Below are 22,516 nucleotides of genomic sequence, written 5' to 3'. Positions count from 1 at the left end.
TTTCGAGCAGTTGGTCTGACCGAGACCGGTCGCTGCTCGCAGACGGTAGTTATCCGAACGGGTTGCCGCCCATGCCACCCATGCCGCCGCCCATATCGCCCATGTCACCCTGGTCCATCTGTTTCATCATGCGCTCCATGTCGGCGTCGCCCATGCCCTGGAACTGCTTCAACGTGCGTTCCATCATCTTGTGCTGTTCGAGCAGTTCCCGAATCCGATCCTCTGGTTTCCCAGAGCCACGGGCGATACGATCAGTCCGGCTGCGGCCGATCTGGCGCGGGTTCTCTAGCTCGTCTTCGGTCATCGAGTCCATGATGACCTCGAAGTCACGCATGCGCTCTTCGGTGACGTCCATGGCGTCGTCGGGCAGTTGGTCCATCATCCCACCGCCCAGGCCCGGGATCATGTCCATCACCTGATCGAGCGGCCCCATCTTGTTCATCGCCTCCATCTGCTTGCGCATGTCCTTCAGGGTGAACTCTCCCTGGAGCATGTCCTCGGGGTCCCAGTCTTCTTCCTCGCCCGTCTCCTCCATCGCGCGCTCGACGCGCTCGGTCAGTTGTTCGAGGTCGCCCATCCCGAGCAAGCGGGAGACGAATCCGGAGGGCTCGAAGCGTTCGACGTCCTTGACGGTCTCGCCGGTACCGAGGAACGCGATCGTCGAATCGGTCTCGTTGACGGCCACCAGGGCCCCGCCACCTTTCGCCGTCCCGTCGAGTTTCGTGATGACGACGCCGTCGATCCCGACAGCCCCTTCGAAGCGCTGGGCCTGCTCTTTGGCCTCCTGGCCGATCGCGGCGTCGAGCACCAGCAGGTTCCGGTCGGGCTCGACGACCGATTCGATCTCCTCTAACTCGTCGATGAGGTCGTCTTCGAGGGCGTGGCGACCGGCGGTGTCGACGATCCGCACGTCGGCGTCCTGGGTGGCTTCCAGGCCGTCACGGGCGATCTGGACCGCGTCGTCGCTATCGGGATCGCCATAGAAGTCGACCTCGGCGCGTTCGGCCATCTGCTCGGCCTGTTCGTAGGCGCCGGGCCGCCAGGTGTCGGTCTGGATGACCGCCGGGCGCAGTCCTTTCTTCGAGAACCACCAGGCGATTTTCGATGCCGTGGTGGTTTTCCCCGACCCCTGGAGGCCGGCCAGCACGATCGTCTGGGGCTCGAGCGGGATCGGCGTCGATTCACCGACCAGATCGACCAGTTCCTCGTAGACGATGCGCAACACCCAGTCACGGGCAGAGGTGCCGGCCGGTGGCTCCTCCTCTAAGGCCCGCGTCTCGATGTTGTCCGAAAGTTCCATCACCAGGTCGACGTCCGCGTCGGCCTGGAGGAGCGACCGCTGGACCTCCCGGACGACATCGGCGACGTCGTCCTCGCTGATGCGGGACTTCCCCCGGAGGTTGTCGAGTGCCCCCCGCAGAGACGATCCCAAATCGTCGAGTACCATTTGCTCGCGGCTACGCTGTGGCAGCGGTAAAGGCTTTCCGTCGGTGCCTACTCGGGAAAGCCCGGCGTTCTGCACGCTCACACTGTGAGGGGCAGTCAGCGAATCGTGGTGCCGTTTCGCCCCGTCAGTGGGACCACCACGTCCTCACCATCCGCGATCGCCCCTCGCTCACGAAGTCGCGCCACGCCCGCCACCGCTGTCGCGCTCGTCGGTTCGACGACCAGTCCCTCTCCACGCAGTCGCTCGTGTGCGCGCTCGGTTTCGCCGGCCGTGACTGCGATCGCATCGCCCACTGTCGTCTCGATCGCATCGAGTATCTGACGCCGCCGCACCGGGTCAGCGATCTGGATGCCGTCAGCCACGTCGTTGCGGGCCGCGTCGCGCTCGTTGCCCCGGGCGGCAGCGATCGGGGCGACGCCGCTGGCCTGGACACCGTAGCATCGTGGCAGCGAATCGATCCATCCCGCCCGGTAAAGGCGCTGAAAGCCCTGTTCTGCACCCAGAAACAGCGTGCCGTGACCCAGCGGCGTCACCACTGCGTCGGGGGCCGTCCAGTCGCGCTGGGCGAGCACTTCCAGAGCGAACGTGGCCGTCCCGGCCAAGAAGAGTGGGTCCCAGGCGTGACTCGCATAGTACCCGTCCCCTCGCTCGACGGCCCCGATGCAGGCGTCAGTCACGGCCCTTCGGGAGCCGTCGATTTGCCGGACTGTGGCTCCCGTCCCCTCGATCGCCCGAATCTTCGAGGGCGTGGCGTCGCTGGGGACGAAGATCTCGGCGTCGATCCCGGCCCGGGCCGCATAGGTGGCGATCGCCAGCCCGGCGTTACCAGAAGAGTCTTCGAGGACGCGATCGGCCCCGCGCTCGACGGCACGAGAGATGACGACGGCCGCACCGCGATCCTTGAAACTCCCCGTCGGAAACAGGTGTTCGAGTTTGTACTGGATACCGCGCTCGCTGTCGATCAGCGGGGTCCAGCCCTCACCGAGCGTGACCTGGCGGGCGACGGGGACGAACCCATCACAGGCCCACAGCCCAGCGTCCCGATCGAGAGCGGGTGGCGTCGCCGGCAGCCTCGGCAATGCCTGGAGCGCCAGTGGCGACCCACACGAACACCGCCAGGGACCCGCAGTCGGAGACGTCCGTCCACAGTCGGTACAGACGCGTTTCATACCGTCACTCCTCGGCCCCGAGACTCGGATCTATCGGTCGATGCTCAGTCGGCCGCCGATGCCGGATCGGCCGGCGACTCCCAGTGAGGGTCGAGTCGCTTCCGGATGGCGGGAACGAGCGAGGAGTCAAGCGAGTACCGGCCGCTCCCGACGACCAGCAGTGCCGAGAGGAGGCCAAACAGGGTGATGTGGGCGAGGACGGGATCGTCCGGTAGGCCGAACAGCGTCGTCGTCAACATCAGGAAGCCGACGGCGGCACTCCCGCGGGTGAACAGCCCCAGGATGAACGCCGCGCCGACGGCGGCCTCGACTAAGCCCGCGCCAAACACCCACAGTTCGGGCGCCACGGGGACGACCCGGGTCAGTTCGTACTTCTCGACGACCGCGAGGGCGCTTGCAGGGTTGAACCACTTTTGGGTCACACCCAGATACAGGAAGTTCGCCCCGACGAACAGCCGGAGCAAGGGGGCGAGGGGCCACTCGTCGATCCCGACCCGGCCGGCGAGTTCGGCCGGCGTCGGCAGGCCGCGGCCGCGGCTGGCGAGGGTGCCATCAGTGACGACCAGCCGCCGGATGAGCATATCGGCGCTGGGCTGGCCGGCCCCGACGATCATGATACCCAGAAAGCCCGCGATGTACTCGCTGGCGAGCAAGAGCGTGGCATCGGTGGCGAGCAAGCCGAGATAGACGACCAGCCCGATCGCCGCGACCACGCGGGTCGCTAACCCGAACAACAGCAGGAAGCCGATCGCGACCTGCAAGAGTCGGGCTTCGACGGAGAGACTCGGCGTGAACAGGTAGCCGGCAAAGCCAGCGCCCACCAGCGGGAGGCCGACCGACAGCCGGAGCATCCAGGGAGATAGGGCCGGTAGGACTGGAGGGCCTTGCTGGCGACGGCGATGTCCGGAACGACGCTGGCAAAGCGGAGATACCCCGCGACCAGCGCGAGCGCACCGATCGCACCGCCGGTGAGCAACACGAGACTGCCCGGATCGGTGAAGACAGCGGTGAACAGTTCAGCGGCGTTCCCAGTGCCCTCGTCGCCGGTGACGTACTCGACGTGGGCACTGACCGGCACAGCCGAGAGGACCGCCGCGAGACTGGCAGCCAGGAGGATAGAGAGCCTGCGTTTCGAAGACGTTCGCATAGGGGGAGTAAGGGAGAGTCCCGTAATACCCCTTGTTCCCCGGAAGATCGTGTCGCTATCGAAGGTGCCACCGACCGATCACGCCCCATGGACACGCAACAACACACTCGACTCAGCGTCGGAGTGAACGCTCTAGGGAGCGGGTGACGACGAAGCCAGCACCGTGCGTTCGATGATAGAGCCCCGAACGATCGTGTCTCACCCGCCAGAGTGCCAGTGGTGTCGGTGACGGGACGTCGATACGACGGTGTGGCATCGGGCGATACTCGACGGTCAGTACGAATCGATAGTGGTCCCGACCGAGCAGACGTACTCGCCGGTCGCGACCTGCGGGAGCCGGCGTGTCCGCCAGAAGATACCGTCGGAGTCGACGCTGACACGCTCTTTGACGGTCCCGAAGACGTCCGTCACCGAAAAGAGGTGATCGCCGGCCGCGACGCGCTCGCCCAGGTCGGGTTCGAAATGAACCAGCCCCCCAGCCGGTGCACCGTACTGGTCGAAGCCACTGGCGCGGGTCTGGGTCTCCATCGGGGCCGTTCCGTCGAGGAAGCCGTAGTGTCTGAGCACGTTCCGGACGCCCTCGACCCCCACCTGGATCGAGCCCTCGTCCCAGCCGACGGCCCCGCCGAGTTCGGGATCGATCGTCGGGATGCCCTCGTCGGGCGCGGCCCGGGCGAGCTGGCCGTCTGGCCCCTTCTGGTCGAGGACGTGCCCACAGCCGAAGGCTTTCGCGAGTTCGAGACACGCCTCGTGAAGACGGTGGCGTGTGCCACACCGGATCCGGGTCTCGTCGATCATCCGACTGGTCGAGCCCTGATGCAGGTCGAGCACGAGATCGGCCCGGGAGGCAGCCGCGAAGGTCGCCGCGGCGAGGCGCTCGCTGGTGGTACCGGCTTCCTCGCCGGGGTAGGCCCGGTTCAGCTTCGTGTCGTCGATGGGATTGCGATGTTCGGCGACCTGGAACCCGTGGTAGTTGACGATCCCGACGAGCAAGATCGTGCCACTGATCGCGTCGGGATCGAGTGTCGGCACGAGCCGTGTGAGGACGCCTGCGCCGTTGAGTTCGTCGCCGTCGCTGACCGCCTGGACGTACAAGGTCTTGCCGTCCTCGCGGCCGTTGACGACGGCGACCGGCAGGCCGACCGCACTCCCATCGCGGGTCTCTCCGACGTGCATTCGTCCGGTGGCGATCTCGCCGGGCGCGGCGGTCGCCGTCCCCAGACTCGTCATTGTGCGTACTGGACGGGGCCACCGTCTTTAGCAGTTCGATGTGGGTCAAGCGTGCCGGAAAGGCACACGGCGGTGTCGCGGCGGCACCACGGCCGGCACCGTTCCCAGCAGCCGGCCGGATCGCTGGTCCGGGGAGTTCTTGACGGTCCCGCGCCAAGTCGACCCGTGTCCGAGGCATCGAACGGCCGTAGACGACTGGTCCGTGCACTCCGGGTCCAAGAACACGCGAAGCTCGGCTTCGGGGCGGGTATGGCCTTCGCCGTTGGTCTCTACGTGCTGTTTGTCCTCCGGGCGGGCTCGCTCGTGACGCGAGCGCTGTACGTGACGCTCCTGGTCGTCCTGGCACTGAGCGTGGGCGCGGTCGTAACGACGGTGCTGGTCGGGGCTGAAGCGTACAAACTGGCCGCCGAGGACGGCCCGCCGGATCGCCGGTGACGGCGCCCAGTCGACACCCACCGCCGCTCAAGCACCGTCCAAGAGGGCCGCCAGCCGCTCGGCACCGCTGCGGGTTCCCTTGGCAATGAGGACGTCACCCGCGGTAAGTTCCGTTTTCGGTCCGGGCGAGAGCTCCCACTCGGTCCCGTGTTTCCCGGTCGGCTGGTCGCGAGGCCGGCGGACGGCGATGACGCGCATCCCCGTCTCGGTCTTGAGTTCCCGCTCACCGAGCGTGACGCCGTCGAGTTGGCTGTCGGCGTCGACGGCCTCCCGGACGATCACTTCGTCACTCTCCTCGACGGCGGCCGCGACCACAGGGTGGGTCCCCAATCCCCGGAGGACACCTTCACTGATCTCCAGGGCGGCATCCGAGATCACCTCCGTCGCGTTGGCGAGGCGGACCATCCCCCGGAGGCTGATCGGCTCCTCGACCCGGCCGGCCGCCCGGAGCGTCCAGGCTTCAAACCGGGACTGGAGGGCGTCGACTTCCGCTTCGAGTTCGAGGACCTCCTCGGCGACGGCCTCGCTGTCGAACAGCACGGCCCCATAAGCGAGGTCGACGGCGAGTTCGCTCATGTTCTTCATGAGGACGATCGAGTCGACCGCCCGTTCGAGGTCCTCGATGGCCGGTTCGGGGGCGGCCGGCGGCTCGTAGTCTTCACCGGTCGCGACCGCGTAGACATCGGCGATCCCGTCGTCCGGCCCGCGCACCAGGAGGACATCCCCGGTTTCGAGTGCCGTCGTCGCGTCGGGATTCAACAACCACTCGCCCTGGCGACGAATTGCGATCACGCGGACCCCAGTGGCGGTTTCGAGGTTGAGATCACCGAGGGACCGGCCGGCGTAAGACGACCCATCTGTGACGGTTGCCCGCACCAGCGTCTCGACGGCCTCCGGAAGCGTCGCTCGCATCGCCGGCGGCAGGCCGACGTCTTCGAGGACGACCTTGGCGATGTCGCCCGCGGCGTCGCTGATCTTCTCGGCAGCCCCGACGACCCCAAGCACCGGGGCGAGCGCCTCGGCATCGGACGGATTGCGGGCGGCCATGAGGAGACTCATCCGTGCCTGCAGGTGCAAGACGTCCATGCGCTCTTCTAAGACGAGCACTTCCTCGGCGATATCGTCACTCCCCAACAGGACGGCCGAATACGACAGATCGATCAACAGCTCGGCAGTGTCTTTCATCTCCGCCAGCACTGCCTTGACACTGACCGGCTCGTAGCTGACAGCCTCGTCGGGCGACATTCAGTATCGGTTCAGCGCCACGGGCCAAAAGGATTGCCCGGCGTCGACCGGGATCGGTTATTGGTACCATACCACTCGCCAAGAGAGACGAACGTCCAGCGACAGACCCGAAACGGCGCCATTCGACCAGTAAACGGACCAAAAACAGGAGACGCCGGCAGACGAGACCGGGAAACGATAATGCTTTTCCTTGACGGAAAGCAGTATAGGGTATGCCTGAGGAGCTCCGGAAGGGACTAGAGGGCGTGCTGGTCGCCGAGTCGACATTGAGTGACATCGACGGCGACGCGGGCCGACTCGTCTACCGGGGGTACGCCATCGAGGACCTCGCCAGAAACGCCAGTTTCGAGGAGGTACTGTACTTGCTCTGGGAAGGGCAGTTGCCGACCGAATCGGAACTGGCGGACTTCCAAGAGCGGATGGCAAACGAACGCGAGGTCGACGAGGCCGTCCTCTCGACGATCCGGGAGCTGGCGGCCGCCGAGGAGAACCCGATGGCCGCTCTCCGGACGGCCGTCTCGATGCTGTCGGCCTACGATCCCGAGGACTCGACCGGGGAGGGGGGCAACGGCGAGATCACCCAGCGGAAGGGGCGGCGAATTACGGCCAAGATGCCGACGATCGTCGCCGCCTACAAGCGCTTCCGTGACGGCGAGGAGTACGTCCCGCCCCGAGAGGACCTGGGCCACGCGGCGAACTTCCTGTACATGCTCAACGGTGAGGAACCCGACCAGACGCTCGCGGACATCTTCGACATGGCCCTGGTCGTCCACGCCGACCACGGCATCAACGCCTCGACCTTCGCCGCGATGGTGACCGCCTCGACGCTGTCTGACCTGCACAGCTCGGTCACCAGCGCCATCGGCGCGCTGAAGGGGGATCTACACGGCGGTGCCAACCAGAACGTGATGCACACGCTGCTCGAAATCGACGAGCACGAGCTGACGGCCGTCGAGTGGGCTCGGGAGGCCATCGAGAGCGGCGAGCGCATCCCCGGCTTTGGCCACCGCGTCTACAGCGTCAAGGATCCCCGGGCGAAGATCCTCGGCGCGAAATCCAAGGCCCTGGGCAAGGCCGCAGACGAGTTCAAGTGGTACTCCTATAGCCGGGCCATCGAGGAGTTCATGGACAAAGAGACGGGCATCGCGCCGAACGTCGACTTCTACTCGGCGTCGATGTACTACCAGATGGGCATCCCGATCGACATCTACACGCCCATCTTCGCGATGAGTCGCGTCGGCGGCTGGGTCGCCCACGTCCTCGAATACCAGGACGAAAACCGCCTCATCCGCCCGCGAGCCCGTTACGTCGGCCCCGACGATCAGGCATTCGTTCGGATCGACAAGCGGTAGGCTCGGCGCCGAACCGCTCGACAAGTTTGGATTCTAGTCCGTCAGTTCGTCGGTTCGAGCAGAGTCGAAACGAGTTCGTAGTCGTACCCTGCTTCGTCTGGGCCGGTCGCGACGCCGAGTTCGACCTGGTACGGACCGTCTGGTCGCTCCTCGACGACGGCGGCACGGTGGCCCCCGGTCCCTTTGATCGGGACGGCCTCGCCGTCCTGGTCCGTCACGGTCACCTTGGTGACGATCAGGGCGTGGCCCGCCGCGAACGAACCGGGCGCACTGAGTGGACCGATCGAGTACCCGGACTCGATCTCGGTGAGGTCGATCGTGAACGAATCTGACCGATGGCAGGCGTCCTGGGTTGGCGTCGGAATCGGCGTTGGCGTCGGCTTGTACGGTCCCGTGTAGGTTTCCCGCAAACAGGCCGTCATCTCCCCAGCGTCGCTGAGGAAAACCACCTGGAGAGTCACGTCGAGAGATTGCACGGTATCGGGAACGTCGCCGGCTCGAACGTCGTACTCGACGGTGACGGGTGACGTCTGCGTCGTTTCGGTCCCAGTCCGGGTGCTCGTCTCGATGTCTTCCTTCGTCGGTGTCGCGGTTTCGTCGGGGCCATTGGAGTCGGTGCCGGTCGGGGACGCCGCTGTCGTTCCAGGCTGCTGTCGGGTCTCGCTTGGCGAGTGACCGTCGTCGCGCGCCGTGGACAAGCAGCCGGCAGTGCCGAGGCCCCCCGTTCCACACAGTGCCAGGAACGTTCGTCGGTTCATGGGCGTCCGTACCGCGGCCACCGAAAAGTGCTTTCAGAAGACTCAAAGGCCGGTTTGTGTTATCGATGCGCTCGACGATTCCCGTTCGCCCAAAAACATATACCACATTGATGGCCAGTGATCGGTATGTCGAGCCGCCTTGTCCCCCTGCTTGTGGTCGTCGGTATCGTCGCGATAGCAGGCTGTGCGACGACGAGTGCGCCGACGACCCAAACGCCAACCGCCACTACAACCGCAACGCCGACCGCGACGCCGACGACAGCAGCCCCGACAGCGACCCCAGCTACAACGGAGACGGCAACGACGACGAGCGAACCCACGACGATCCTGGATGGTGACGATGCCCCAGTCGTCCTCACCAACAACGACGACGAGTCTCACACACTGCGTGTTTCTGTCACCAACGAGTCGACTGTCCGCTTCAACGAGACAGTCACGGTCGAGGCCGACGCCGAGCGGATGATCGCTGTCTCGGTACGACCGCCGGAGATTCTATTTAAGTAACCGGACGTCCGTCGGTCACCCGTCAGACTGCTCCTCTAACCGCTTTGAGTCCTGCGATTTTACGCCCATCACGCTACCACGAGATTTAAGTACTCTCCACCACCCGCTTCGAGTGCAGTCACACGCTCTCTTCCCCTACCCTTACTGGCGTCCAGTCGGAAGTGCAGATATGCTCACCCGCGAGGACGTCCTGGCGGCCCGCGATCGGGTCACCCGGACAGCCAGACACACGCCCCTAGAGCGGTCGTACTCGTTTTCCGAGATGACGGGCGCGGACGTACACTTGAAATACGAGACCGTCCAGCGGACCGGCTCGTTCAAGATCCGTGGCGCGACCAACCGGATCGCGACACTCACCGAAGCCCAGCAAGACGCCGGTGTCGTCGCGGCCAGCGCCGGCAACCACGCCCAAGGTGTTGCACTCGCAGCCAGCCAGATGGGGGTCGATTCGACGATCGTCATGCCCGAGCGTGCACCCGTCGCGAAAGTCAAAGCCACCCGCAGCTACGGGGGCAACGTCGTCCTCCACGGCGAGGACTACGACGCGGCAGCCGAACACGCCCACGAGATCGCCGACGCAGAAGATCGAACGTACGTCCCTGCCTTCGACGACGAGATGGTGATGGCCGGCCAGGGAACTCTCGGCCTGGAGATCGAAGAAGACTGTCCCGAGGTGGACACGGTGGTCGTCGCGGTCGGCGGCGGGGGACTGATCAGCGGCGTCGCGACCGCGCTGAAAGGCCTCTCAGAGGACGTCCGCGTCATCGGCGTCCAGGCCGAGGGTGCGGCCAGCCTCCCGCAGTCGCTGGCAGCGGGCGAGATCGTCGAGCGCGAGGGCGTCGACACGATCGCGGACGGCATCGCGACCCGGAAGGTCGGCGAGCGAACGTTCGAGGTGATCCAACGGCGGGTCGACGAGGTGGTCACCGTCCCGGACTCGGCGATCGCCGTCGCGGTGACGAAGCTGCTAGAGCGAACGAAGACACTCGTCGAAGGCGGCGGGGCGGTGCCCGTCGCTGCCCTGTTCGAGAACGCCTTCGAATACGAGGCCGGCGAGACGATCGTCCCGGTGTTGTCCGGTGGGAACGTCGACCTGAACGTCCTGACGACGATGATCATGCGCGGGTTGATCGAGACGGGCCGGTACCTCCGGATCCGGACCGTCCTCGAGGATCACCCCGGGGCCTTGGAGGATCTCGTCGAAATCATCTCCGCCCAGCAAGGCAACATCTACGCCATCGAGCACGACCGCGCCTCGCGTGACATCGCGATGGACGATACGGTCGTCGATCTCGACATCGAAACGCGCGGCCCGGAGCACGTCGAAACGCTGCTCGGGACACTTCGCGAGAACGGGTACGCGGTCGACGTGTTGGTCTGAGAGGCTCACCCGACGCGATCGTCGACGTCGATGTGCACCCCGACAGCACGGAGCGGGTCGCCGTCCTCGTCGCGGCGAGTCACCCGACCGATGTCCTGGACCCACTTCCAGGCCCCGCCGGCCGTTCGCATGCGATGTTCACTCTCGTAGCGGTCGGTCTCACCGGCCAGATGAGCGTCCAAGGCGGCCGCGACGTCGGGGAGATCTTCCGGATTGACACGCTGTTCCCAGGCGTCGATGGTGTTGTCGATCTCCGCTATCGAATACCCAAGCATCGTCGCCCACTGCTCGTTGAATTGGACCTCGTCGGTCCGGATATCCCAATCCCAGATGCCGATTTCAGCCGCCTCGACGGCGAGATCGTACCGTTGCTTGTAGCGTTTGAGTTCTCGCTCGGCGATCTTTCGCGGGGTGATGTCCCGCATCGCCCCGACGACCCCGAGGATCGTACCGTCGCGGTCTTTCAGTGGATAATCGCGGACCGAAAAGGTCCGTTCGTCACCGTCCGGGCCCGTCCGCGTCACTTCGTAGTTGAGAATCGCCCCATCGAGAACGCGATCCTCGCGTGCTTTGATTTGCTCGGACCAGACCTCGCCTAAGGCGTCGGGCAGCGGGATCTCGCCGACGGCATCCTCGGAAATGCCGTGAAATTCCCGGTAGCGCTCGTTGGCGAAAATGAGCGTATAGTCGGTGTCGATCCCGGCCAGTAGATCACTCGAAGACGCGACGGCCCGCTCGTAGACGCGCAGGTCGGCCTGTTTGTCTCGCAATTCCCGCTCGTTTTCGGCCCGATGGATCGCGTGTGCGACGTCTTCGCCCAGTTCGGCCAGCAGAGAGTGTTCCCGCTGGTCGAAAAACGCCGGCTGGTCGCTGTAGACACTCAAGGCCCCGAACTGCCGGCCGCCGTGAACGAGTGGGACGGTGACGACACCTCGGAGGCCGTGCTCGCGGGCGAGGGCTTCCCAGGACTCCGGGGCAGGATCGTCCGGGATCGACTGGACCACGACCGACGTGGCTCCGCCGAGAGCTTGTGCAGTCGGTTCCACCGCGGGAGCGGCATCATCGATCTCGACAGTGAGTGCATCCAGATAGTCGGTTGCGGGACCGGCACTCGCGCGGACCGTGACGATGCCGCCCGCAGGCGCGCCAATCCAGACCAGTCCGTAGGGCTCGATCCGGCTGATAACTGTACACACGTCCGCTTCGATCTGAGCCCGACTTTCAGCGCGGACGAGACGCTGGTTGACGTCCCGGAGGACTTTCTGCATCCGGTGCATCGTCGCCGCCCGGTCCCGACTGCGGGCGGTCGCGACCGCGTTCGTGACCCGATTGGCCAGGACGGCGTACTGGCTCGTGCCTGCCCCCTTCTGGAGATAGTCGGTCACGCCGGCAGAGATGGCATCGCTGGCGATCTCCTCGCTCCCTTTGCCCGTAAAGAGGATAAACGGCAGGTCATCGTACTCAGCACGAACGGCTTCGAGGAACGCGATCCCGTCACAGTCGGGCATCTCGTAGTCGCTGACGATGCAATCGACATCGATCTCCGCCAGTACGTCCAGGGCCGCGGCAGCACTGGTCGCGGTTTCGACGACGAGGCGCTCGTCCTCACGGGCGAGCAACTGGCTGGCCGTCTCGACGAACGCGGACTCGTCGTCGACGTGCAACACGACGATCTCGTCCCGCGACTCCATGATTGTACCCGGTCTTGGAATCCTGAACCATTAAATCATGGGTACAGTTAGCAAATGACGGCTTTCGATCGTCACCCACGAGACTGGCCGGCCGTCACACGAAATCCCGGACGTCAGAGTAGTACATGTCGTGGTGGTCGACAGCGTCGATCTCCCGGGCGATCTTGACCGCCAAAACGTGCCAGCAGAGGGCGGTCGGATCGTCGGGATCCAGATTGTAAGCGGCGTCCTCGCAGGTACAGCCGCCGCCCTCGATGACGTACTCGTCGCTGTGGCCGACGACAACCGTGAAGTCCTCGTATTCCTTGACGCGATCCTCGGCGACAGCCTCGATGGCCCGGACGCCACGGGAGTCGTGGACAGTAGTGATACGGTCGACGACGTCGGCGGTGAGTTCGCCCGCTTCAGCGAGAGCCGCTTGCCACTCTTCGAGGCCAGTCACTGGTTCCGTTTGGATGGCGTCGGGCAAAACAGGTTCGGTGCACGCAGTGTTCGGGACACAGCAACGAAGATCGAATCACAACCCCGCCCGAAAAAGAGCGGTGAACGTCAACCCGCCGGGACCGGCAGTTCGAGGCGGAGGGGACGGCGCTCGGCCCGCTGGGGCCGACAACGCGTCGAGGCTAGTCCGCAGACGACGAATCCGATCGGAGCGCTGCGAGCAGTTCGCTGACACCGGACGACTGGGACGGGGATTCGAGATCGGCCCAGACCATACGGTGGTCGGACGCGGCTCGGACCGTCTCGATCCGGCTATCGCTCGGTTTGGGCCAGACGACGCCGCCATCCTCGTAGGAGAGGGCGGGAGAGGGCAGCACGCGATCCAGTTGGCCGACGACGGTATCGCCATCACCGGCCTGGCCAGGTCGCGGCCCGCGAATCCGGGTCGCATGCGGCTTGCCGAGGTTCTCGCCGCCGGGACTGCTCGGGAGTTCGTCCGTGTAGAAGTCCTTGTTCTCCCGGAAGAACGCGTGGGCCGGCTTCAGGATGCGTTCGCCCATGACCGCGGCGTTTTGATCGCCCATGAGGACGTAGCGATCGTCGTCGAGTCCGCCCTCGTTGCCGTCGTCGTCGTAGATGTACTCGGCGTTGGCGACGTAATCCGCCCAGAACCGGACTTCGTCGTGGTTCCAGCGGCCGTTGAAGTTGTTCGGCCCGTCGTACTGTGGCGGGGTCGGGTGAGACGTGAGGACGTGAACGGGCTCGCCGTCTACGCGAACCGGAATGTCGGCGTGGGTCTTCGAGGAGAGACGGAACGCGTCTGTCTCCTCCGGAGTCAGGTAGATGCCGTCCTCGTCGAGGTCCATCGAGCCGTCGTCGAGGGGCATCAGGTTGTTGGGCATGTCCGCCCAGAGGAACTCCTGGAAGGTTCTGATATCGGATTCCAGGATGGGATACTGACTGGCGATCGCCATGCCGTACTGGCCGGGGTAGAACCCGAACCCGTAGGCGTCGCCGGGCCGCTCGCCCGCACTCCCGTCCTTGTTGAAGTCGTAATCCTCCTCGGGGAGGACGCCGGTGTTGACCGGTGGCTGGAAGGTGTACGGGAACGGAATCGGGTCCAGATCGTCCCGCTGTGGCACGCGGAGGTAGTTGTCGATGAACGCCCGGATGTTCGTCTTGTCCGTCTTCTTGCCCTGCTGAATGTTGTTTGTCAGCTCGTTGATGACGAGGACGTCCGGCCGGATCTCTTGAATGAGTTCTGCGGCCGCAGCTGCCTGCTCGTCGCCGGAGCTGTCTTCGTAGAAACTAGTCTCTTCTTCTTGAACCTGCGACGTTGTGAGATCCTCGATGTTGAACTGTGCAAACCGCGTCGCCGAACGAGGCTCGTACGCACTCGCCGTTCCGGCGATACCCGCGGTCGCTACAGTCGCGCCGATCCCTTGCAGGAACGTCCGCCTGGTCGTGTCGTGCGACATCACATACTTATATACTCTATATGGTTATAAATGGAGGGGGTCGATCATGACATATAAAATGCGGGAGCACAGGGCCGATCGGCTCTCCGGCAAGCGGTTGAACGCAGCGATTGCCGTGTTTATACTCACAGAGCGGTAGTGAAAAGTGGCACAGCATGCACTCTGGGACGAGATTCGTGCCACCGACCGGACGATAGCCTCTCGGGCCAACGATCGGTCCGTCGTCGTCCCGTCCCCAACATTTTTATATTGTAGATGCTGGCGCGACGAGCACCCTCGCAGTACTTATGATCACAGATGGTATAAAAGGCGATACGCCCGACGGGTGACGACAGACCTGGCAGAGCGGTGGCCAATTGGGCACTCGAGGATGGCCAAGAGCGAGGGGCTTTTCCTCACGGCCGGCCCAGCGAGGATATGCGTGTCACGGAGGGACGGGTAACCGTCGATGTCCCCGAGCAGGCCGAGGCAGGTGTCGGCGATGCCGTCTTTTTCAATCCCGACCAGGAGTTGAATCGAGACCTGACGGTCGCCACACTCAAAGCCTACCGCGAACGGATCGACGCTCGCGACGAGCACCCCGTCGAGACCTATCTCGATGCGACGGCGGCAAGTGGCATCCGCGGCGTGCGGGCGGCCGCAAACGACTTCGAGACGACACTGTGTGACGTCGATCACGATGCTGTCGAGCGCTGCCGGGCAAATCTCGCTAGCAACGACCTCGATGGCGACGTCGTCCACCGGAACGCAAACGCACTCATGCACGAACGACAGTTCGACGTCGTGGATCTGGACCCGTTCGGGACGCCGATCCCGTTTGCCGACGCCGCGGTCAACAGCGCGAGTCGCCTACTCGCGGTGACGGCGACCGACCTCGCGCCCCTGTGTGGGGCTCACTTCAACAGTGGCGTCCGGTCTTACAGCGCGGTCCCGCGAAATACCGAGTACCACGGCGAGATGGCGGTCCGGATGCTCCTGGGCGCGCTGGTGCGGACCGCCGCACGCTACGACGTTGCGGCCCGGCCGATCCTCACCCACGCGAGCGATCACTACGTGCGGACCTACCTCGAGTTCGACTACGGCGCACAGGTCGCCGACGATGCGATCGCGGGACTCGGCCACGTCCACCACTGCCAGCATTGTCTGTATCGCTCGACGGCCGATGGACTCGTCGCCGACCCGCCAGAGAGTTGTCCCCACTGCGGTGAGCACCTCCAGACAGCCGGGCCGCTGTGGCTCGGGTCGACCCACGAGTCCGGCTTCCTCGATACGGTCGAAACACACCTCGAAGAGACGATGGGGAGCCGCGACCGTGCAGGAACGCTCCTCGAAACGCTCTCGGCAGAGTTGGACGAACCGACCCACTACGATCAACACCGTCTCTGTAAGCGCTGGGACCGGTCGGCGATGGCCATGGACGACTTTCTCGCCGCGCTCCGGGAGGGGGGCTACGACGCCAGCCGCACCCACTACGGCGGGACGACGTTCAAAACGGATGCCGACGTCGAAGCGATTCGGACGGCAACGGCAAAGCTGTAGGCGGCGACGTGGAACGGGGCAGAAGCGTCAGGCCAGCGCACCCGAGAGGCGAGTGACGACGAGAGAGAGCAGGCCGTAGATCGGGCGCAAGAGGTGATTGAGCAGCGCGAGGAGGCCAACGACGCCGCCAAGCGTCTGGAGTTCACCCGGCGACGCCCCGGCAAAGACCAACAGGACGAGGCCAGCAACCAGTGGGCCGGCGGGAAGGGCGGTAAGATATGCCTCGAACGCTCGATTGTCCAGCAGGCCATAGAGACGATGGCGCAGTGCCGTGCCGGCGAGGCCACTGCCGATCAGGGCGATCGAAAGCGGCAGCGACCCGGGAAGTCCCGCGAGTCCGCATCCGACCAACAGGAGGCCGCCGGTAAAGCCCGCACCGGTGACCTGGCGAATGCGCCAGACCAGTCGCTGGTTCATACCATCAGTTGCGGGAGCCTGACGTAATCAGTTTTCGCTCCAGGAGAGATACGGTAAGTTGCAGCCCCGCCCAGCGGACAGACAGCGAGAAACCAGCCAAGCGGTTTTGTCGTGGCCGGGTGGAGCAACGCCCATGCAACGACAGGGACGTGAATTGATCGGGACGGCCCGGGAGATCGTCACTACCGTTCGGGAGACTCGACTATCTTTTCTGGCGGCGGGGACGGCGTATTACGCGTTCGTCTCGGTGTTCCCGCTTGTCTTGCTGGTCGTGGCCGTCGGCTCGCTGCTTGGTGGCGATGCGATCGCCCAGCAGGTCATCGGTACGGTCAGCGGGGCACTCTCGCCCAGTGGCCGTCAGTTGCTCCAGGAAGCCTTCGTCAGTGAGAGCGGTCGAACCAGTGCGACCATCGTCGGGGTCGGCGTGCTGGCCTGGAGTGGGTTGCGTGTCTTTCGCGGTCTCACGATAGCGTTCGGAACGATCTATGGCACCGCCGACGAGGAAACGTTCCGCGGCCAGTTGCGGAGGGCAAGTCTCGCGTTACTCGCGCTGGGGATCGGCGTGGGGACCGTCGTCACTGGCACAGTCCTCCTCTCGGAGGCGGGTATCGCCTTCGCCGGGTTCGCCCAGACGAGTGCGGTCGTTGTCGCGTTATCGGGCCTGTTGTTGCCGGTGTACATCGTCCTCCCAGCCACGTCAGTCGGGCTCCGCGAAGCAGCCCCGGGGGCGATCACGGCCGCCGTCGGGTGGACGGTATTGAGTGTCGTCTTTCGGGTCTACGCCGCGAATGCCGGCCAGTTCGACGTCTACGGCGTGGTTGGCGGCGCACTGCTGTTTGTCACCTGGCTGTACGTTGGGGCAAGTGTCCTCCTGCTTGGGGGCGTCGTCAACGCCGTCCTTGCGGGGCCAGACCGGCAATTACAACTTCGATCGCCTCACACGTCCGGGAGAGACCCGACAATGACCGGGAGAGACGGGGCGGGCGACGGGACCGACGCGCTGGATCGGGAGGGCAGCGGCCAGACTGAGGCCGACCAGCACGCGGAGGTCGAACAGTTACGCGCCGATATCGAGCGCCTCGAAGCCGAGATCGACGACCGGACGGTCGATCGTGATGACTTCGAAAGCGACCTCGAGCGGTACGTCCGCCGTCGCGTCCGTCGGGGTCACGCCCACGGCTGGGGACCGTACCTCGTCTTGCTGTACGGGACAGTCATGACGCTCGGGGCCTTCTACTTCCTGGGCGGCGGCTGGGCAATCCTGGCGATGCTGGTGATCTGGTTGTCGACACTCGGCCTGTACGCGCTGATGGTGCTGATCGGCGTGGCGACCAAAATCGTAGGCGCGCCAGGTCGCCTCCTGGATCGAATTCGTGACTGGCGCGATTGATCCGTGATCGATCCGATCTCGGCGGCGTGGCTCGCCGTCGCCGGTGTGACGCTGCTCGGGGACCCGCTGGTGGTTGTGAGCATCGGCATCGCCGCGTACCTGTTCGGTGGCCGACTCCGTAGCGGTGGGCGCGACCGCACGCGGGAAGCAATGCTTCTGGGGCTGATCGCCGGCGCTCTCGCGTTGACGGCCGCTCTCAAGACAGGGCTCGCAATCACTCGCCCGGGGGGCGCTTCCACCCTGCCCGGCAGTGAGGGGATGGGGCCTGTCGTCGAATCGATCTACACCTGGGTCGTCGGCCCTGGCGGGTACGCCTTCCCGAGTGGCCACGCCACGGGCGCGGCCGTCGGCTGGGGCGGCCTGGCGTGGGTGTTTGCCGACGACGATCGACGACCGCTCCTGGTGGCCGGAGGCGCGATCGTCGCGATCGCTGCCTCACGGGTCGCTCTGGGTGTCCACCGACCGCTCGAAGTGAGTGTCGGCATTGGCCTGGGCCTGACCTACCTCGCCGTCGCGACCAGAGTGGCAGGGACGCCCCGACGCACCTTCGCGCTGGCGGGCGTGATCGGCACAACGAGCCCACTGCTTGTCGCACTCGACACCGATGGATTGTTCGCCGCTGGATTCGCCCTCGGTGGGTTCGTCGGCTGGGAACTGCTGGGGGCTGGCCGGCCGAGCTATCGGACGAGTGCCATCGCAATCGGCGGCGGGCTCGCAGTGATAGGGCTGTTCGCACTCCGGCTCGAACTGTCCCAGGTCGCGCTGACGCTGCTCGCCGCCGGTGGCGGGGTCGCCGTCGTCGCCGCGCCGCTTGCCGTCGGCAACGACCGCAAAAACGAGTAAAAAGCGATCCGGTGGCTCGTCTCAGAACGTCTCGAGGTAGCGATCGAGTTCCCACTCGGAGACGTCGACCAGGTAGTCCTTGTACTCCTGGCGTTTGGCCTGGAGGAACTTCTCGCTGGTGTGGGGGCCAAGCGCGTCGAGAATAACCTCGTCGTCTTCGAGGGCGTCGAGCGCTTCGCCGAGGTTCTCGGGCAGCGTGTCGATGCCGTACTCGTCGCGTTTTGCCTCGTCGAACTCGTAGATGTTCTCCCGGACTGGATCGGGGCAGTCGATTCCGTTCTCGATCCCATCCAGGCCAGCGTGGATAAGCGCCGCAAAGGCCAGGTACGGGTTCGAGGACGGATCGGGGAAACGGGCCTCGATCCGGCTGGCGGCGGGGACGCGGGCGGCGGGCTTGCGGATCAGCGCCGAGCGGTTCCGATCGGACCAGGCGACGTAGACGGGTGCCTCGTAGCCTGGGACCAGGCGCTTGTAGCTGTTGACGGTCGGGTTCGTGACGGCGGTGATCGCGGGCGCGTGGTCGAGGATACCCGCGAGGAACTGCTTTGCCGTCCCGCTGAGGTCGAACTCGTCGTCACCGTCGTGGAAGGCGTTCTCGCCCTCGGCGGTGAACAGTGAGATGTGGGTGTGCATCCCCGAGCCGTTGATTTTCGGGATCGGCTTGGGCATGAACGTGGCGTGGAGGTCGTGTTCGGCCGCGATGGCGCGGACGACCGACCGGAAGGTGGCGACGTTATCGGCCGTCGAGAGGGCGTCGTCGTAGGTGAAGTTGATCTCGTGTTGGCCCTCGGCGACCTCGTGGTGAGAGGCCTCGATGTCGAAGCCCATGTCCTCTAAGCCGAAGATGATGTCCCGGCGGACGTCGCTTGCGAGGTCCTTGGGCGCGAGGTCGAAGTACCCGCCGACGTCGTTGGTCTTCGTGGTCGCACGACCGTCCTCGTCCTCTTCGAAGAGGAAGAACTCGGGTTCGGGGGCGACGTTGACCTCGTAACCCATCTCGTTTGCGCGGTCGATGGCCGTCTTGAGAATGCCACGCGGATCGCCCTCGAAGGGTTCGCCAGTCGAGGTGTTGATCACATCACAGATGAGACGGGCGGCAGCGCTATCCTCGCTGGTCCGCCACGGCAGGACGGCAAAGGTCGACGGATCGGGGTCGAGGCGCATGTCCGACTCTTGAATCCGGACGAACCCGTCGATCGACGAGCCGTCGAAGTAGATCCCCTCGGTGAAGGCTTTCTCGGCCTGGTCGGCCGTAATCGAGACGTTCTTGACGGTCCCCAGAATGTCCGTAAACTGCAACCGCAGGAAGTCGACGTTCTTCTCGTCGATCGCTTCGAGCACTGCCTCGGCCTCGGCGGACAACCCGCCGTCTGTGAGCTGATCGTTTGTCATCTTTCTCGTCACTCCCGAACTGTACCCCCGATATAAAAACACTGCCGCTCTGCGCAAATCTTCCGTGTCACTTCGAGAATTGGATATTCGTAAAATTCTAATGGGTAGATCCCGTCAGTGACGCCAATGACGTACGAAAATCTCGACCGCAAGCTCATCAACGAACTGCTGAGCGACGGGCGCGCAAGCCTCCGAAGCCTCGCCGACGACCTCGACGTCTCGGTCACGACGGTCTCGAACCATCTCTCGGATCTCGAAGAACAGGGAATCATTCAGGGGTACACACCGCGGGTCGACTACGGCGAGATCGGCTACGACGTCACGGCGATCCTCCAGTTGAAAGTCGAAGGAAGCGCTCTGCCCGAAGTTACTGATCGACTCGAAGAACTCGACCAGATGATCAGCGTCTACGAAGTGACGGGCGATCACGACATCATCGCGGTCGGGAAGTTCGCCGACACCGACGACATGAACGCCGAGATCAAGAGCCTGCTTACCGACCCCGAGATCAAAGAGTCAAACACGAGCGTCGTGCTCAACGCGGCCGTCGAACACGAACAGTTCGAACTCGATATCGAGCAGTGAGCGCCCCGGCCGAACCGACGGCGTAAATCGCGACTCGGCGTGGCAGTCGGGCTCGGTTGCGACCGCTCACTGTCGCGGATCACGATCCGGCCCAGGATAGTCCCCACCGACCGTCGCTTCGTACAGTGATTGGGCATCGAACACAGCCAGGAATGCCGCTGGCGAGCGGACGCTGACCGTGTATCTTCGGAGTGCGACACCGGCTTGTGCGCCAGTGAGTTGCTCGTCGAAAGAGAGGACGTGCCCGGCGTCGCCGGCGACAGCCGATGCCAGGGCCGGATGGTCCCCATCCGGATGGGTGACCGAGTGGCGTTCACGCTCGATCCGGGCACGCCAGTCAGTAGCCAGTGACTGCCCCGCGATGTCCGCAATCAGGGCCGCGGCGTCGGCGAGGAGAGCGTCGCTGGCGAGCAGCGTCAGCCAGTCGTGGGCACGAATACGTGCCATCGCCTGCCGGGCCTGGCCGCCGACCAGCAGGTCCGCCGCCAACACGTCGGCGTCAGCCACGAACCGCGTGGGGTCACTCGTCGTCATCGGCCCGGTGGGCCGCCAACCGCTGGCCGATAGCGTCGACGGACGTCTCGACGTCTTTCGCTCGGTCGAACAACACGTCCCAGGAGTCCATGTCCTGCCTGTCGGTGCTGACGGGCAAAAGCCCTCGGTTGACCTCCTCCCGCGCCTGAAGACGCGGGAATCCCGCCACGGGATTTCAGGCCGAACGAGTCGGCCCTGTGGTTTCAAGACGCATACGTTCCAAGCGTCTCCTGCTGGACTTCAGCATCGTCCCCAGAAATCGAAGATTTCTGGTGTGCGAACGAATCGCTTCGCGATTCGTTAACGGCTTGGCTGTCTTGTGGCGCGGTCAAACACGCCCCATCCTCAGCCGAGTCATCGTCGTTCTCGTGTTCTCTGAAACGACTCTCTCCGCTGAGGTAGCGGTCTGCGATGTTTATCGCCCCGTTCACATCGGCTTGGTACTCGCCCATCCAGCAGTCGTCGTTCGTACACTTGAACGTCGCCTGCCTCGGGCGATACCCAACTTCACCGCACGCATGGCACTCCTTCGAGGTATTTCGAGGATTCACCGTCTCGACAGGAATCCCCTTCTCAACGGCCTTGTACCGTATCTGCGCATGGAGTTTGGCGAATCCCCATCCGTGGAGACGGCGGTTCATATATTCGCCGTAGTCCATCGACTCCCGTATGTACGTCAGGTCTTCCAGAACCAGCACGGGATTCTCGACGGATTCGGCGTACTCCACGACTTCGCGGGTGACACGATGGAGCACGTCGTCTATCTGGTTCCACAGGTCGTCACCGAATGACTCGGCGAGACGCTCGCTTCCGCGTTCTTGAAGCCGTCGCGTGGCGGTGAAGTAGGTCTTGCGAAGCCGACGAACGGTTTTGCCTTCGTCAGCCCATAGTTCAGGGCGGGTCGGAGAACCGTGGCCGTCGCGGTGACACACCGTGACGAGTGACGCTTCCCCAATGTCCACTCCGATCGGCGTCCGTTCATCGGCGGACACCTTGGAACAATCCTCCACGTCGCGGGTGGCGGTGACGTGGAAATACCACGTCCCATCCCGCTGGAACAGCCGACTCTCACCCATCTCTGCGTCACCAGCGTTCAACGCTTCCAGCCAGTCCCGTTGGTCGGGATTCGGCTGTGCTGGCATCCAGAGGTGGTAATCCTCGTGGTGCGGGATTTTGACGTACCACTCGATAGCGTTCTTGGGCTGGTGGTCGAGGCGTACCCCCTCGTTGGTGAACCGAACAGGGTGGTCGTCGTGAAGGTCGCCCGCGTTGTACGTCGTCGTCAACTGCGGGACGTACTTCTTGAGGGCGTTCTTCGCGTACCCCGACAGGTCGTAGTTGACTACCATGTCGTTCGCTTCGGTCTGGGTGGTACAACCAGCGTCGAACGCATCTTGAAGGGCCTGCTGGTAGGCGTCCCGCGTCTCGCGGAGTTTCCGCCGTTTGTGCGCGTTCGGGTCTACCAGTTTCAGTTCCAGCGTCTTGGTGAGTTCCGTCATTGGTCATCCTCCTTGTGACGTCCCGAGAAACGCGGCGTT

At 64.5% G+C, this 22,516-nt stretch carries 22 protein-coding genes; 8 read left to right on the top strand and 14 right to left on the bottom strand.

Annotated elements, in window-relative coordinates; genetic code table 11:
- Positions 1–49: 49 nt before the first annotated feature.
- The 5 genes from Hrd1104_RS12555 to Hrd1104_RS12540 form a co-directional block, all read right to left on the bottom strand.
- Entirely contained in the window at positions 50–1,447 is a 1,398-nt protein-coding gene (locus tag Hrd1104_RS12555; protein WP_154553082.1) for a signal recognition particle protein Srp54, read from the bottom strand.
- A gap of 95 nt (positions 1,448–1,542) precedes the next feature.
- Positions 1,543–2,616, bottom strand: coding sequence for a threonine synthase (locus tag Hrd1104_RS12550; protein ID WP_154553081.1), 1,074 nt, complete (start codon positions 2,614–2,616; stop codon positions 1,543–1,545).
- Positions 2,617–2,660: 44 nt separating this feature from the next.
- Positions 2,661–3,197 (bottom strand): DoxX family protein, encoded by a 537-nt coding sequence (locus Hrd1104_RS13420; RefSeq protein ID WP_229770579.1) that lies wholly within the window; start codon positions 3,195–3,197, stop codon positions 2,661–2,663.
- Between the two features lie 140 nt (positions 3,198–3,337).
- A complete protein-coding gene (locus tag Hrd1104_RS13415) occupies positions 3,338–3,763 on the bottom strand; it encodes a hypothetical protein (protein ID WP_229770490.1) in 426 nt (141 codons plus the stop codon).
- A gap of 273 nt (positions 3,764–4,036) precedes the next feature.
- Positions 4,037–4,993 carry a succinylglutamate desuccinylase/aspartoacylase family protein gene (locus tag Hrd1104_RS12540; protein ID WP_154553080.1) on the bottom strand — a complete coding sequence of 319 codons (957 nt, stop codon included), beginning with the start codon at positions 4,991–4,993 and terminating at the stop codon, positions 4,037–4,039.
- A gap of 165 nt (positions 4,994–5,158) precedes the next feature.
- Between Hrd1104_RS12540 and Hrd1104_RS12535 the strand changes: the two genes are divergently transcribed.
- Positions 5,159–5,428, top strand: coding sequence for a hypothetical protein (locus Hrd1104_RS12535; protein ID WP_154553079.1), 270 nt, complete (start codon positions 5,159–5,161; stop codon positions 5,426–5,428).
- A gap of 27 nt (positions 5,429–5,455) precedes the next feature.
- On the opposite strand, the gene Hrd1104_RS12530 is transcribed toward Hrd1104_RS12535, so the two are convergent.
- Positions 5,456–6,673: a potassium channel family protein gene (locus tag Hrd1104_RS12530; RefSeq protein ID WP_154553078.1), complete on the bottom strand. Its 1,218-nt coding sequence runs from the start codon at positions 6,671–6,673 to the stop codon at positions 5,456–5,458.
- A gap of 212 nt (positions 6,674–6,885) precedes the next feature.
- On the opposite strand from Hrd1104_RS12530, the gene citZ reads away from it, so the two are divergent.
- On the top strand, positions 6,886–8,025 hold the full coding sequence (gene citZ / locus Hrd1104_RS12525) for a citrate synthase (protein ID WP_154553077.1): 1,140 nt from the start codon (positions 6,886–6,888) through the stop codon (positions 8,023–8,025).
- 41 nt (positions 8,026–8,066) lie between these two features.
- Here the strand turns inward: citZ and Hrd1104_RS12520 are convergent, their stop codons facing one another.
- Positions 8,067–8,783, bottom strand: coding sequence for a hypothetical protein (locus tag Hrd1104_RS12520; RefSeq protein WP_154553076.1), 717 nt, complete (start codon positions 8,781–8,783; stop codon positions 8,067–8,069).
- Between the two features lie 126 nt (positions 8,784–8,909).
- Between Hrd1104_RS12520 and Hrd1104_RS13185 the strand changes: the two genes are divergently transcribed.
- Together Hrd1104_RS13185 and ilvA are read left to right on the top strand one after the other, a co-directional pair.
- Positions 8,910–9,287, top strand: coding sequence for a hypothetical protein (locus Hrd1104_RS13185; protein ID WP_195837596.1), 378 nt, complete (start codon positions 8,910–8,912; stop codon positions 9,285–9,287).
- 169 nt (positions 9,288–9,456) lie between these two features.
- Positions 9,457–10,668 (top strand): threonine ammonia-lyase, encoded by a 1,212-nt coding sequence (ilvA, locus tag Hrd1104_RS12510; RefSeq protein ID WP_154553075.1) that lies wholly within the window; start codon positions 9,457–9,459, stop codon positions 10,666–10,668.
- Between the two features lie 5 nt (positions 10,669–10,673).
- On the opposite strand, the gene Hrd1104_RS12505 is transcribed toward ilvA, so the two are convergent.
- From Hrd1104_RS12505 to Hrd1104_RS12495, 3 genes are all read right to left on the bottom strand, one after another.
- The gene (locus Hrd1104_RS12505; protein ID WP_154553074.1) at positions 10,674–12,359 is read right to left on the bottom strand and encodes a PAS domain-containing protein; all 1,686 of its coding nucleotides are present in this window, start codon (positions 12,357–12,359) and stop codon (positions 10,674–10,676) included.
- Positions 12,360–12,453: 94 nt separating this feature from the next.
- A complete protein-coding gene (locus Hrd1104_RS12500; RefSeq protein ID WP_195837595.1) occupies positions 12,454–12,801 on the bottom strand; it encodes a hypothetical protein in 348 nt (115 codons plus the stop codon).
- A 181-nt stretch (positions 12,802–12,982) separates the two neighbouring features.
- Positions 12,983–14,278 (bottom strand): twin-arginine translocation signal domain-containing protein, encoded by a 1,296-nt coding sequence (locus Hrd1104_RS12495; protein ID WP_154553072.1) that lies wholly within the window; start codon positions 14,276–14,278, stop codon positions 12,983–12,985.
- A 417-nt stretch (positions 14,279–14,695) separates the two neighbouring features.
- Between Hrd1104_RS12495 and Hrd1104_RS12490 the strand changes: the two genes are divergently transcribed.
- Positions 14,696–15,817, top strand: a complete 1,122-nt coding sequence (locus tag Hrd1104_RS12490) for a tRNA (guanine(26)-N(2))-dimethyltransferase (protein WP_154553071.1) — start codon at positions 14,696–14,698, stop codon at positions 15,815–15,817.
- Between the two features lie 27 nt (positions 15,818–15,844).
- Here Hrd1104_RS12490 and Hrd1104_RS12485 read toward each other — a convergent pair whose 3' ends face one another.
- Entirely contained in the window at positions 15,845–16,234 is a 390-nt protein-coding gene (locus Hrd1104_RS12485; protein WP_154553070.1) for a hypothetical protein, read from the bottom strand.
- A 133-nt stretch (positions 16,235–16,367) separates the two neighbouring features.
- Here Hrd1104_RS12485 and Hrd1104_RS12480 point away from each other — a divergent pair, with 133 nt between their 5' ends.
- The gene (locus Hrd1104_RS12480; RefSeq protein WP_154553069.1) at positions 16,368–17,624 is read left to right on the top strand and encodes a YihY/virulence factor BrkB family protein; all 1,257 of its coding nucleotides are present in this window, start codon (positions 16,368–16,370) and stop codon (positions 17,622–17,624) included.
- A 3-nt stretch (positions 17,625–17,627) separates the two neighbouring features.
- On the top strand, positions 17,628–18,467 hold the full coding sequence (locus tag Hrd1104_RS12475; RefSeq protein WP_154553068.1) for a phosphatase PAP2 family protein: 840 nt from the start codon (positions 17,628–17,630) through the stop codon (positions 18,465–18,467).
- Between the two features lie 21 nt (positions 18,468–18,488).
- On the opposite strand, the gene glnA is transcribed toward Hrd1104_RS12475, so the two are convergent.
- A complete protein-coding gene (gene glnA / locus Hrd1104_RS12470) occupies positions 18,489–19,859 on the bottom strand; it encodes a type I glutamate--ammonia ligase (protein WP_154553067.1) in 1,371 nt (456 codons plus the stop codon).
- Positions 19,860–19,985: 126 nt separating this feature from the next.
- Here glnA and lrp point away from each other — a divergent pair, with 126 nt between their 5' ends.
- Positions 19,986–20,444, top strand: coding sequence for an HTH-type transcriptional regulator Lrp (gene lrp / locus Hrd1104_RS12465; RefSeq protein ID WP_154553066.1), 459 nt, complete (start codon positions 19,986–19,988; stop codon positions 20,442–20,444).
- A gap of 66 nt (positions 20,445–20,510) precedes the next feature.
- Here the strand turns inward: lrp and Hrd1104_RS12460 are convergent, their stop codons facing one another.
- Entirely contained in the window at positions 20,511–20,978 is a 468-nt protein-coding gene (locus tag Hrd1104_RS12460) for a hypothetical protein (RefSeq protein WP_154553065.1), read from the bottom strand.
- A gap of 203 nt (positions 20,979–21,181) precedes the next feature.
- Positions 21,182–22,477 (bottom strand): RNA-guided endonuclease TnpB family protein, encoded by a 1,296-nt coding sequence (locus Hrd1104_RS12455; RefSeq protein ID WP_154553064.1) that lies wholly within the window; start codon positions 22,475–22,477, stop codon positions 21,182–21,184.
- Positions 22,478–22,516: the final 39 nt, after the last annotated feature.

The organism is Halorhabdus sp. CBA1104 (assembly GCF_009690625.1).
GTDB lineage: Archaea > Halobacteriota > Halobacteria > Halobacteriales > Haloarculaceae > Halorhabdus.
This window is presented reverse-complemented; position numbering and strand designations above follow the sequence as displayed.